Raw genomic sequence first — 11081 nt, 5'->3', positions numbered from 1 at the left:
ATCATCCGCTCGTCGGCGTCGAACATGCACAGGCCGTGCGACATGTTCTCGACGGCAGCCGAGAAGCGTTCGTTCTGCTCGCGCAATTCGTCTTCGATACGCTTTGTCGGGCCGATGCCCGCCGCGCGGCGCCTGCGCGCGGGCGAACCAGCCTTGACCTGAGCGACGGGCATATTCGCGCCTGCGGACCGTGAACTGACCGGCTACTGTGGTAGTCTCCGGTTAATTTAGCGTTTGTTCAGCTGGCGGAATGCAGCGTAACCGTTGCCTGACGCCTCGCTTCGAGCGCCGTGAAGCGCTCGTCCTGGGAGGCCGTTTCAGCCCGATCTATGGGGTGACCGTTGCAACGGTTCTGTCCCTTGGCGCCCTCGCTGGGTGGCGCACAATCCGGTAGACCGCCGCCGGCGGAACGTTCAGCATAGTGCGTCCTATATGCGTTGCGCTGAGGCCTAATCCCTCAAGGATCGGTCGCGCGACCGGGCATCGCGGACCGTAGGTGAATTGGTAGAATGCCCCGCCAGGCTTCAGATGCGCGAAAGCCCCGTCGAGGATTGCTATCACCTTGTGGTCGGGCATGCTCAGCAGCGGCAAGCCACTGATGGCCGCCCCGACGGATGCCTCATTGCGGAATTTGATATCCCCCACGCGGGCGGCGTCCATGCGAAGCACGCGCGCCCGCGGAAAACGGGTTTCCAAATGCCGCGCGAAATTTGCGCCGTATTCGACGAGGGTGAGGTCTTCCGGCCGCACGCCTCGCTCGAGCAGTTTTGCCGTGAAGACGCCGGTGCCGGGCCCAAGCTCGATAACAGGACCGGTTCTGGAAGTGATGTCCTGCGTCATGATCCTGGCAAGCGCGCTGCCGGACGGTGCGATTGCCGCAACCCGGAGCGGAGCGGCAAGCCAGGACCGAAAAAACATCCAGAAATCGTTCTGCATCCACGTCCTCGGAAGAAGCCAGTGAGAATTCGACGAGGATCTGGATAGCGGCTGCTTGTGCACGGCACAGTAACAGAGGGCGCCAATGCATTTGCGGAGAACGCCAACGACAAAGGCGAACTCGGGGCAGCACCGGTTTAGTGCATGAGGCTGTCGGAAGCCGCCCGTTTCAGGCCGCTGAAGTTGAGTTCCCGCCAGCGGTTGGGGGTCGTGCCCTCCCACTCCCGGAATGCGCGATAGAACGAGCTCGCATCCTGGTAACCGAGCAGGCAGGCGACCTCGTCAATGTCGGCCGTTGGATCCGATAGTAATTGCCTGCCGAGTTCCTGTCGCGCCTCGACCAGAAGCTCGCGGAAGCTCGTTCCTTCCTCGGTGATTCGCCGCTGCAGCGTGCGTTCGCTCGTTCCAAGCTCACGCGCGATGTCGGAAAGCTCTGGTCTCCCACTCGCCAGATTTCTCTTCAGAACGATCTTCACCTGCTCGGCCACGGAGCTTTTTGCCAGAAGCTCGCCCAGCGCTGCAGCGAGCGCCGGTGTGAGGATATCAAGAAGCTCGGGGTTGTGGCCGGGAAAAGGGCGATCGAGATCGCTGGACCGCAGGACCAGCAGGTCGCGCCGGACGCCATAGCGGACCGGACATCCGAAGTAGTCCCGGTGTACGTGGCTCTCAGGATCGGGACGCGTGAGTTCGACACGCCAGGGCGTAAGATGCTGTCCCGTTCCCCGTCGGCCGAGTTCGACGACCATGGCAAAGGCGACGTCGGTGGCAATCGCGGGCGCCGGCTCCGTGGCGTAAAGCCATTCGGAGTTTATCGTGCATTCGCCGGCCGATTCGGCAACATTCAGCTGCTCGGGCGTGCAGAGCCGCTTGAAGCGCGCGATGCGGGCTATGCCGTCACGGTAATCTCGCGCGTGAAAGGCGGCCAGCGTGGAGGGTGGATGGATTGCGGTGTCGGCGGCCTGGACCAGCTTTATGCCCAGAGTCGGTTCCGCGGACAGTTCTTCAAGGGCCCGCCAGAGCGCGAAATATTGAGCGGTGGTGACAAAGGCTTTTTCGCTGAGGTGAAGGGTGGCGGGAAGCCGGGCCTGCCGCAACACCCCGGACGCAGGCACGCCGAGACGTTCCACGGCGTGCCAGAATGCGCGTGGCACCTTGCATTTGTCAGCCGGTATTCCGCTCATGCTCTTTCCTTCACCGCATCTGGCTTAGGATCAGGCGGTCGAACATGCGATCGCCCAACCATCTCCGGATGCCGATCATCATTTTCGCGTACTTGCCGGCGGCGTACCGCGTCCGCGGCCTGGCCGACCTGACGGCCGTCGAGACCACATCGGCGATGACGCGCGGATCGCTGCCGCGGCCATGGCCGTAGCTCGCTTTCGTCGTCTTCGCCACAACCTGGGCCACCTTCGCATAGGCGCCAGCCCCTGATCGCTTCAGCAGTCCGGCCGCGACGACATCGCCAAATGCGGTTTCGATCAGGCCAGGCTCGACAACCACGACCTTGATGCCGAAGGGTGCGAGTTCGAGCCGCAGGCTATCCGACCAGCCCTCCAGCGCATGCTTCGTCGCGTGATACCAGGCGCCGAGCAGGGTATAGATCTTGCCGCCCATCGAGGTGATGTTGACGATCGTGCCGGCCTTCTTCTTGCGCATGGCCGGCAGCAGAAGTTGCGTCAGCCGGGCCGGACCAAAGACGTTGACCTCGAACTGATAGCGCGCTTCGTCGAGTCCGATATCCTCGACCGGCCCGTAGAGACCGAACCCCGCATTGTTCACGAGCACGTCGACACTGTCGACTTCGGCGAGGACGCTGGCGACAGCCGCGTCGATCTCCGCGCCTTTCGAAATGTCCATGCGCAACGGGCGTGCCCCGAGCGCCGCGAGGTCTTCCATCCTGTCGATCTGGCGCGCGGCCACATAGACCTGAAAGCCGTCCTGAATCAGGCGCTTGGCGATTTCCTTGCCCATGCCGGAGGATGCGCCGGTCACGAGCGCTGTCTTTTTCTGTCTGTCAAACATGATTGCCTCTCATCTTGCTTGAGCCCAATCTAGGGTCGAGCAGAGGTGCCATTCACTGACAGGCCGCGCCAGCACAGTAGCAGATTACGCCAAACTTGCCGCGCCTCTCGCGCGGCAGCATTCTTTCACGTCGTGGAATTCGCAGCGACGAAAGACGGACGCTTCGCTTCGAGCGCCGTAAAGCGCTTCAGGAAAGCCGTCTGCGCCCAGGTCACCGAACGTGGCGTGAAGTCCAAGCGCTCGATGGAAAAACCGCGTGGCCGGCCGAAATACTCGGTCGCTTCCGCCGTGGAGAAGCCAGCAAGCAGCGTCGCTTCGTAGTAGGCGGCGATCTGGTCGGCGCGCTTGATCTCCTTGCGCAAGGCGGCACCGAGGTCCGCCGGCAGCGAAAAACGCAGATGGATGGCGCGCTGCAGGCGCAACTCACAATCCTTGTAGGAGCCGCCCATGACCGACTTGAACGGCGAGATCATGTCGCCGATGACGTATTCCGGCGCATCGTGCAGCAGCGCCGCCAGCCGCGCGTCGGCAGAGGCCGCCGGCACCAGTTCGCAAAATAGCGCCTCCACCAGCAGCGAATGCTGCGCGACCGAAAAGGCGTGCTCGCCGCTGGTTTGGCCGTTCCAGCGCGCCACACGGGCAAGCCCATGCGCGATGTCGGCGATTTCGATGTCGAGCGGCGAGGGGTCGAGCAGGTCGAGGCGCCGGCCTGACAGCATGCGCTGCCAGGCGCGCGGCGGCGCCCCGGCGCGATCGGCGGCCATCAGGCCTCCTCCACGCCGGCGGCGTCCTGCGGAAAGCCGAATTTGGCGAAAGGCGGGATGGCGAGCGAAACTGTGACTCCGTCGGCCATGATCGGCTGACCGGCGTCGAGCGCCGCCTTGACCCGGTCGATGCGGGCAATCGCAAGGCCGGTCGCGCCGGCGGTCGAGCCAAGCGTTCCGACAGGCCGGCCGGCGACCGTCAGTTCCGTGCCTGGACCGGGCAGGGGGACTTGCGCGGAAGCGATCAGAACACGCCGCCTGGCAGTGCCGCGATGCTGCATGCGCGAGACCACTTCCTGGCCGACATAGCAGCCCTTCCTGAAGCCGACGCCGCCGGTCTCGTCGAGCAGCACATCATGCGGGAAGGCGTCGCCGAGGGGATAGTCGGTTCCACTTTCGGCAATGCCGTTGGCGATGCGCAGCGCCTGCCACGCGCCGGCGTCGCCACCATCCGACGCGGCGCCATAGCTGCGCTGGACCGCGACGTTACGGAAGCGGGTATCGGCGTGCGTCGTTGAATCGGAATCTGAGGCGGTTGAATCTTCGTTCCACTTGACGGTAACAAGCACCTGATCCTGCTTGGCAATCTCGGCCTTGGCTCTTAGCCGGTACAGCATCAGCCGGCGCACGAAATCGTCGGCGACATCGGCTCGGCATTCGAGCAGGAAGCCATTCTCGTCGGTGCGCGAGATGAGGAAGTCGAACAGGATCTTGCCCTGCGGGGTCAACAGCGCGCCGGGCTTCGCTTCGCCGGGATTGAGCGCGTCGAGGTCGGTGGTGAGAATGTTCTGCAGGAAATGCTCGGCGTCCGGGCCTGACACGGAAATGAGGGCGCGGTCTTTCAGCAGGGCAAAGGGCATGGATGGAAATTGAGCCTGATCTTGCAAAACGGTCAGCCTTTACGTAAGCCCCTGACACTCCCCCCGCAAGAGACCGAAACGCCCATGGCCACCACCTACGACCTCATCCTGACAGGCGGCACGGTGGTCAGCCATGACGGCGAGGGTTTTCGGGACGTCGGCGTGCGGGCGGGGCGCATCGCCGCGATAGGCGATCTCGGCCAGGCTTCCGCCGGCGAGACGATCGACTGCAAGGGCCTGCATATCCTGCCCGGCGTCGTCGACAGCCAGGTGCATTTCCGCGAGCCGGGATTGGAACATAAGGAGGATCTGGAGACCGGTTCACGCGCGGCCGTGCTGGGCGGCGTCACCGCTGTCTTCGAGATGCCCAACACCAACCCGCTGACCACCAGCGAGGCCGCCCTTGCCGACAAGGTGCGGCGCGCCACGGGCCGCATGCATTGCGATTTCGCTTTCTGGATCGGCGGCACCCGCGACAATGCCGAAGACGTCGCCGAACTCGAACGGCTTCCGGGCGCGGCCGGCATCAAGGTGTTCATGGGTTCGTCTACCGGCGACCTGCTGGTCGAGGACGACGAAGGCGTCGCCTCGATCCTGCGCAACACACGCCGCCGTTCCGCTTTCCATTCGGAGGACGAATTCCGGCTGCGGGAGCGGCTGGGCGAAAGGATCGAGGGTGACCCTTCCTCGCATCCCGTCTGGCGCGACGAGATCGCCGCATTGCGCTGCACCGAGCGGCTGGTGCGCATTGCTAGGCAGACGCGCGCGCGCATCCACGTCCTGCATATCTCGACCGCGGAAGAGATCCTCTTCCTCGAACAGCACAAGGATGTCGCGACCTGCGAGGCGACGCCGCACCATCTGACGCTCGCCGCCGATGATTCCGCCCGGCTGGGCACGCTGATCCAGATGAACCCGCCGGTGCGCGCCGCGCGCCATCGCGACGGCGTCTGGCACGGCATCTCGCAAGGCATCGTCGACGTTCTGGGCTCGGACCACGCTCCGCACACGCTCGCCGAGAAGGCAAAGCCCTATCCGGCCTCGCCATCCGGCATGACCGGTGTGCAGACGCTGGTGCCGATCATGCTCGACCACGTCAATGCCGGAAGGCTGACCCTGCAGCGCTTCGTCGACCTTTCCAGCCACGGTCCGCAGCGCATTTTCGGCATGGCGCGCAAGGGCCGCATCGCCGCCGGCTACGACGCCGACTTCACGGTCATCGATCTCAAGCGCCGCGAGACCATCACCAACGCGCAGGCCGGCTCGAAGGCCGGCTGGACGCCCTATGACGGCAAACAGGTCACCGGCTGGCCGGTCGGCACCATCGTGCGCGGTAGACGCGTCATGTGGGAAGGCGAGATCGTTACGCCTGGACAGGGCAGGGCGGTGGAGTTCTCCGAGGCGCTGGCGAGGTAGCTATTCCGCCACATTGGATTTTCCGCTCTTTCCACGGCGAACGGTGGGGTACTGCAGTTCCGTCAATGGAGATAACGGAAGATGCGTTCCATGAACGGCAAATATGCGCTCCTGAAAATCTTGCATGTCTCCGCGCTGGCCACAGTGGTCGGCTGGTATGGTTTCGGAACGCAGAGTCTGGCGCGAAATCTCGAAACGAATTATTCGGATTTCGACGAAATGGCGTTCAAAAACATGGTTATAGCAGGTGACTGCGATGAAGCATTTCATTCTACTTGGCATAGAGTGGCGACTGGTGAAGTAAGTCCTACAGAAATATTTGAAGTATATATAGAGAACGGGACAATTGTCCTGGACGATTTGCATAAATATGATATGGATCGCAATAAAGTATCATTGATGCTTCAAATGAAGATTTTTGGCCGCGGCAGCCGTGGAAGCGATGATCGATTGATGCATCGCTTGTCGTCACCGGAGATTGCTCAACCTGGGGACAAAAAAGTAAGAGCATGCCTGGCTGCCTCTAAAGGCTCTGGAGAAGCCGTGCAAGAATGCATTGAGACCGCCGAAGCCATGGGCATCACCGAAGACTTCATGAACTTCTACTTCTATGCCGACGAGGTTATGGACAATGCCGCTAGGGTGAAATGCGGAAGAAATTAAACGTGCGGATTGTCAATCTCCGGCAACAAAAAACATCCACTGGCCGGCCGGCGTAATGCCGACGCGGTAGAAGATGTAGGCGCCGAACTGCTTCATGTCGTTATAGTCGCCGGCGGTGACGATCTTGAACAGCTCGACCCGCTGCTTGGCGTCGAGCTTGTCGAGCGGCAGGGCGAAGAAATACGGCCAGACATAGAGTTCCTGCGGCGTGCCGGCATCGACATGGACGTAGCCGGCGCTCAGCACCTCTTCCATGATGGCGAGGATTTCCTGACCCTCCGAGTCGCCGGCAAGCCCCTTGAGGAAGGTGATCGGATCGCCCTCGATGTCGCCCAGCGACAGCTGTGTCATCGAATCGCCCTTGCCGATCAGCGGCCTGAGCTTCTCGATGTCGCCGCTCCGGCAGGCCTCGACGATCAGATCATGCATGCGCTTGACCGGTTCCGGCAGCTTGGCGAGGTCGTAGACGACTTCCGGCGGCGGTGCGTCCGGGTCGGAGTTCGGGCTGGCGGTACCGCCGTCGTTCGCAGGCCCTTCCGGCTGGCTCTCCTCGGGCGCGTTGCCCGGCTGGCTGGTGGCGGGCGGGGTCGTGCCGAGCGGATCGGGCATCGGCACGGCGCTGCCGGGCGGCGCCATGTCGTCATCGGCCGATGGTGTCGCCGGCGAGGGCAGGTCCTCGCGTTTGATCTCGCTCAGGGCATGGGCAGGGCTGATCGTGAGGCTGAGCGCCAGCGGAATCGCGGCGCAGAAGGCGGCAAGCCAGAGGCTGAAAACCAGGCCGCGCGGCTGGCCTGAGGTCGAAAAATTCACCGCCTGCCTCTCCATGTGCCCAAGCCCGCCGGGCTGCTCGGGCCGGTTGGGTGCCTTTGATGCAATGATGCCCAAACGGCGCGCCGCCGTCAAAGAACCGGGCTCAGTGCTTCAGCCGCTCCGGTTCGAAGGCGCCGGCGATCACCTTTTCACGCATGCGATCGAGCAGGGCAAGAGCCGAGGTTTCGCCATTTGCGCGCAGCATCTCGCCAAACGCGGTTTCAAGCGCTGCCTCGGCGATGATTTCCGGCTCGATGCCGGCCGACAGCCCTTCCGCCCACGCCTCGCTATGGCTTTCCACGGCGGTCAGGCGCTTCTCCTCCCTGACCAACGCGTCGATGTCGTTGACGGCATGTTCCATTGCGATGTCCACCCTGTTCATGCGGCGATCCTTTGTGCGGACCGGGCCTGGGCTGTCCCTTTCACACGCGGGCTTGAGTAACCGTTTGTAAATACGACATTTTTGGGGTCATACCCGACAAAATCCGTCGCGTTGCAAAAGCCTGCGTTCGATAGTTTCCAAACTTAGCCGATTAGGCCGGCGAGCGGCACCAAAACCTTCAGTTTGAGTTAATTTCACATCCGCACCGTAACGTTTCGTTAACGCTGTTGCAGAAGTGCAACATAAGGATTGCACCAAGATGGCGGCATAGACAAGCGCTGGTTCTGAAAACCTGTGGGTGGCGAGGGGGCGGGAGGCCGGATGCCGTCAGTTGCCGTAGCGCGAGGCGATGTCGCGCGACAGCGTCTCGCCTTCCTTCATGTAGCGGCTGATGGCTTCCGTAGCCGAGGCCGTGCATTGCGTATAGGTGCCGCCGAAGGAACGGTAGCCGCGGTTGAACGAAGCGATGAAGCGGGCCCGCCGCTCAGGGTCGGGGTTTTCCGATGCCAGCAGCTTTTCCATTTCGACCCGCCACTGGTCGCCCTTCTCGCCGCAGAGATTGCGCAGGAAATGAAGCGATCCCAGCACTTCCGCCAACCGCATCAGCCCTGGTTCGAACGGCGCCTCGGCGGGGAACGCCGGCCAAGCCGTCAGCGCCATGCTGGCGGCAAGGCATGCGGCAAGGAGAGGCGAGGCGCGGGTCATCGGGACCTTGTCGTGGCGAGGATAAGGCTTTGTGGCGAAACATTTTGTCGCCTGCAAGGCGATTTTCGCGGCCCTACGCTCCTGTATTTTTCTGAGACCCGAGCAATTCCTCCGCCACCTCGAAAACGTCTCCCGCCAGCGGCATGGTTACCATCTCGGCAAGCGTATAGAACGCCGCGGTCTCGGCATCGTCGCTGGCCACCGGCTCGCCGCCGGCGTAAGCCGCGCCGAACACCGTCAGCAGATAGTCGACCGCGTGATTCTCACCGCTGCCATCGATGTGGATATCGCGCAGCGGGCGGTAGCCATCTGCCCGCAACCCGGTTTCCTCCTCGAGCTCGCGCGCCGCCGCTTGCGCCAGCGACTCGCCAGGCTCGACCTTGCCGCCCGGATAGGCATAGAGCCCTTGCGACGGTGGCCGGGCCCGCTTGACCAGAAGTACCTTGTCGCCGCGCACGATCGCGACGGAAACGGCCGGTATGATCTTGCGAGCCTCGTTCATGCGCTTCGAATCGCGTCAGTTGCTGGCTGAGGTTATGGACCGGACAGCTCTAGCGGTTACAGTGCTGCGGTTCCATCGCCACTTTCACGGCGATCCCGATCGAAGAGTCAAAGCCATGAGCGGACGCTTTGCCCTTACCGCCACGCCGGAGCAGACCGCCGCCTTTCTCGGCCTGGCGGAGCTGGAGGCGTTTCCGGCCCGCTACAACATCGCACCGACGCAGCCGGTGCTGATGGCGCTTGCGGGTCCGCCAAGGGCGCCGGGTTCCAACCTGCCGGACCGGCAGGCGATGCTGGTGCGCTGGGGGTTGATCCCGGCTTGGGTCAAGGACACGCGGGAATTCCCGCTGCTGTTCAATGCCCGCTCGGAAGGGGCGGCGGAGAAGGCTTCGTTCAAGACCGCCATGCGCCATCGCCGCGCTTTGGTGCCGGCCTCCGGCTTCTATGAATGGCAGCAAGCCGGCGCGGGTGCCGCGGGCCAGCCTTACTGGATCCGTCCCAGGCATAGTGGGCTCATTGCCTTTGCCGGACTGATCGAGACCTACGCCGAGCCGGGCGGCTCCGAGATGGACACCGGCGCCATCCTCACCGCCCGTGCCAGTTCGGGCATCGCCCATATCCACGACCGCATGCCGGTGGTGATCGAGGAGCGCGACTTCGCCCGCTGGCTGGATTGCCGCACGCAGGAGCCGCGCGATGTGCTCGACCTGTTGCGGCCGGCTCACCCTGATTTCTTCGAGGCAATTCCGGTTTCCGACCTTGTCAACAAGGTCACCAACACTGGGCCGGAGATTCAGGAGCGGGGCATTGTCGGGCCGCAACCCGGGAAGGTCAGGCGCCAGAAGCCCGGCGCGGACGACAGTCAGATGACGCTATTCTAGCGAAGACTGTGGAGGCCTTCATTTCCAGGCGCTTGTTCGCGCCCTCATCGCCGGCGCCCAGCGCCGGCTGCGTGCCTGTTCAGGCAGCGCGCGGCGAGATGAACTTCTGCGCCGGCTTCTTCTTCTTCGCGGTGTGAAGAAGGGCGGCGACAATCGCGGCCGGTCCGATAGCCCTGTATTGGTTGGCGAGCGCCGGTTGCTTGGCTCGGCTCGGTTCCTGCTTGCTTCGTGGCATTGGTCTCTTCCCTGGTAACATTTCTGTGTCCGCGTTTGATGGCCGATTCCGACCAAATCGTGACGCCTGGCGATCTAGCCGGCGAAAGTTTCATCACTGTGCCGACATGTTTAATAAAATGTTTCACTGTCTCATAAGCTGTGACCCGGCGACTCGTTTGCTCAAAGTTGCGACTTGACGGCAACACTCGCCAGGGCGATAAAGCCGCGCATGAAAACGTTTTTCGCCATTTGTGGCATTTGCATTATTGGCTAGCCTCGCGCTGGTCCGGACGTTTTCGCCTCATCTTTCCCCAGATTGGACAAACGCCCCGGCCAGCAGGCTGGAGCTCGATCTGCGCCTCGGCGCGGGCCGGCTCCATCCAAGACAGTAACGGACCGGGAGGGCACGCATGTCCAACGCATCGAAGGGTCTCAGCCTCTACAACACGCTGACGCGGACGCGGGACGATTTCGTCCCCATCGATCCGCTGAATGTGCGCATGTATGTCTGCGGCCCGACGGTCTACGACTTTGCCCATATCGGCAATGCGCGGCCGGCGATCGTCTTCGACGTGCTGTTCCGTCTGCTGCGCCAACTCTATGGCGAGGAGCACGTTACGTATGTGCGCAACATCACGGATGTCGACGACAAGATAAATGCCCGGGCGCTGCGTGATTTCGGCAGCCAGATCGCGTCGGGAAAGCTGTCGCTCAACGAGGCGATCCGCCACGTCACCGAAAAGACCGCCGACCAGTATCACAAGGATGTCGCTGCCCTTGGCTGCCTCGAGCCGACCTTCGAGCCACGCGCCACCGAGTTCGTCGCCCCCCGTGCCGACGGCAAAGCCGACATGCTGTCGCTGATCGGGCAACTCATCGAGCGCGGCCATGCCTATGAAGCCGAGGGCGAGGTACTGTTCGACAC

General features: G+C 62.9%; 13 protein-coding genes and 1 pseudogene. 4 read left to right on the top strand and 10 right to left on the bottom strand.

Annotation, left to right across the window (positions count from 1 at the left end; all coding sequences use genetic code 11):
* Positions 1-327: 327 nt before the first annotated feature.
* From EN781_RS13640 to EN781_RS13620, 5 genes are all read right to left on the bottom strand, one after another.
* Positions 328-936, bottom strand: a complete 609-nt coding sequence (locus EN781_RS13640; protein ID WP_126059161.1) for a methyltransferase domain-containing protein — start codon at positions 934-936, stop codon at positions 328-330.
* A 137-nt stretch (positions 937-1073) separates the two neighbouring features.
* Positions 1074-2117: an AraC family transcriptional regulator gene (locus EN781_RS13635; protein WP_126055702.1), complete on the bottom strand. Its 1044-nt coding sequence runs from the start codon at positions 2115-2117 to the stop codon at positions 1074-1076.
* 10 nt (positions 2118-2127) lie between these two features.
* On the bottom strand, positions 2128-2958 hold the full coding sequence (locus EN781_RS13630; protein WP_126055701.1) for an oxidoreductase: 831 nt from the start codon (positions 2956-2958) through the stop codon (positions 2128-2130).
* A 125-nt stretch (positions 2959-3083) separates the two neighbouring features.
* Positions 3084-3722, bottom strand: coding sequence for an HD family hydrolase (locus tag EN781_RS13625; RefSeq protein WP_126055700.1), 639 nt, complete (start codon positions 3720-3722; stop codon positions 3084-3086).
* Entirely contained in the window at positions 3722-4582 is an 861-nt protein-coding gene (locus EN781_RS13620) for a folate-binding protein YgfZ (protein ID WP_126055699.1), read from the bottom strand. Before EN781_RS13620 ends, EN781_RS13625 begins: the two co-directional genes overlap by 1 nt.
* Positions 4583-4666: 84 nt before the next feature.
* Between EN781_RS13620 and EN781_RS13615 the strand changes: the two genes are divergently transcribed.
* The gene (locus EN781_RS13615) at positions 4667-5998 is read left to right on the top strand and encodes a dihydroorotase (RefSeq protein WP_127400056.1); all 1332 of its coding nucleotides are present in this window, start codon (positions 4667-4669) and stop codon (positions 5996-5998) included.
* A 90-nt stretch (positions 5999-6088) separates the two neighbouring features.
* Complete coding sequence (locus EN781_RS13610) at positions 6089-6661, top strand: hypothetical protein (protein ID WP_127400055.1); 573 nt, start codon at positions 6089-6091, stop codon at positions 6659-6661.
* 12 nt (positions 6662-6673) lie between these two features.
* Here EN781_RS13610 and EN781_RS13605 read toward each other — a convergent pair whose 3' ends face one another.
* The 4 genes from EN781_RS13605 to EN781_RS13590 all read right to left on the bottom strand — a co-directional run bounded on the left by EN781_RS13605 (position 6674) and on the right by EN781_RS13590 (position 9060).
* Positions 6674-7471, bottom strand: coding sequence for a hypothetical protein (locus EN781_RS13605; RefSeq protein ID WP_189347552.1), 798 nt, complete (start codon positions 7469-7471; stop codon positions 6674-6676).
* A 103-nt stretch (positions 7472-7574) separates the two neighbouring features.
* Complete coding sequence (locus tag EN781_RS13600) at positions 7575-7832, bottom strand: hypothetical protein (protein WP_126059159.1); 258 nt, start codon at positions 7830-7832, stop codon at positions 7575-7577.
* Positions 7833-8180: 348 nt separating this feature from the next.
* Positions 8181-8558, bottom strand: a complete 378-nt coding sequence (locus EN781_RS13595) for a TIGR02301 family protein (RefSeq protein ID WP_126055696.1) — start codon at positions 8556-8558, stop codon at positions 8181-8183.
* 73 nt (positions 8559-8631) lie between these two features.
* Positions 8632-9060 carry an NUDIX hydrolase gene (locus EN781_RS13590; RefSeq protein WP_126055695.1) on the bottom strand — a complete coding sequence of 143 codons (429 nt, stop codon included), beginning with the start codon at positions 9058-9060 and terminating at the stop codon, positions 8632-8634.
* A gap of 115 nt (positions 9061-9175) precedes the next feature.
* Here EN781_RS13590 and EN781_RS13585 point away from each other — a divergent pair, with 115 nt between their 5' ends.
* Positions 9176-9940, top strand: coding sequence for an SOS response-associated peptidase (locus EN781_RS13585; protein ID WP_126055694.1), 765 nt, complete (start codon positions 9176-9178; stop codon positions 9938-9940).
* A 79-nt stretch (positions 9941-10019) separates the two neighbouring features.
* Here EN781_RS13585 and EN781_RS13580 read toward each other — a convergent pair whose 3' ends face one another.
* Positions 10020-10175, bottom strand: a complete 156-nt coding sequence (locus tag EN781_RS13580; RefSeq protein WP_126055693.1) for a hypothetical protein — start codon at positions 10173-10175, stop codon at positions 10020-10022.
* 391 nt (positions 10176-10566) lie between these two features.
* On the opposite strand from EN781_RS13580, the pseudogene EN781_RS13575 reads away from it, so the two are divergent.
* Positions 10567-11081 (top strand): annotated as a pseudogene (locus EN781_RS13575) (cysteine--tRNA ligase); the annotation flags it as partial.

It is taken from the genome of Mesorhizobium sp. M4A.F.Ca.ET.090.04.2.1, assembly GCF_003999085.1.
Classification (GTDB): Bacteria; Pseudomonadota; Alphaproteobacteria; order Rhizobiales; family Rhizobiaceae; genus Mesorhizobium.
Note: the sequence above shows the minus strand (reverse complement) of the source record. Positions and strands in the feature narration are given on the sequence as shown.

Coding starts and splice junctions, on each gene's coding strand:
- EN781_RS13590 (WP_126055695.1), bottom strand. CDS start 9,060: ATGAACGAGGCTCGCAAGATCATACCGGCCGTTTCCGTCGCGATCGTG.
- EN781_RS13625 (WP_126055700.1), bottom strand. CDS start 3,722: ATGGCCGCCGATCGCGCCGGGGCGCCGCCGCGCGCCTGGCAGCGCATG.
- EN781_RS13585 (WP_126055694.1), top strand. CDS start 9,176: ATGAGCGGACGCTTTGCCCTTACCGCCACGCCGGAGCAGACCGCCGCC.
- EN781_RS13620 (WP_126055699.1), bottom strand. CDS start 4,582: ATGCCCTTTGCCCTGCTGAAAGACCGCGCCCTCATTTCCGTGTCAGGC.
- EN781_RS13610 (WP_127400055.1), top strand. CDS start 6,089: ATGAACGGCAAATATGCGCTCCTGAAAATCTTGCATGTCTCCGCGCTG.
- EN781_RS13635 (WP_126055702.1), bottom strand. CDS start 2,117: ATGAGCGGAATACCGGCTGACAAATGCAAGGTGCCACGCGCATTCTGG.
- EN781_RS13600 (WP_126059159.1), bottom strand. CDS start 7,832: ATGGAACATGCCGTCAACGACATCGACGCGTTGGTCAGGGAGGAGAAG.
- EN781_RS13615 (WP_127400056.1), top strand. CDS start 4,667: ATGGCCACCACCTACGACCTCATCCTGACAGGCGGCACGGTGGTCAGC.
- EN781_RS13630 (WP_126055701.1), bottom strand. CDS start 2,958: ATGTTTGACAGACAGAAAAAGACAGCGCTCGTGACCGGCGCATCCTCC.
- EN781_RS13580 (WP_126055693.1), bottom strand. CDS start 10,175: ATGCCACGAAGCAAGCAGGAACCGAGCCGAGCCAAGCAACCGGCGCTC.
- EN781_RS13595 (WP_126055696.1), bottom strand. CDS start 8,558: ATGACCCGCGCCTCGCCTCTCCTTGCCGCATGCCTTGCCGCCAGCATG.
- EN781_RS13640 (WP_126059161.1), bottom strand. CDS start 936: ATGCAGAACGATTTCTGGATGTTTTTTCGGTCCTGGCTTGCCGCTCCG.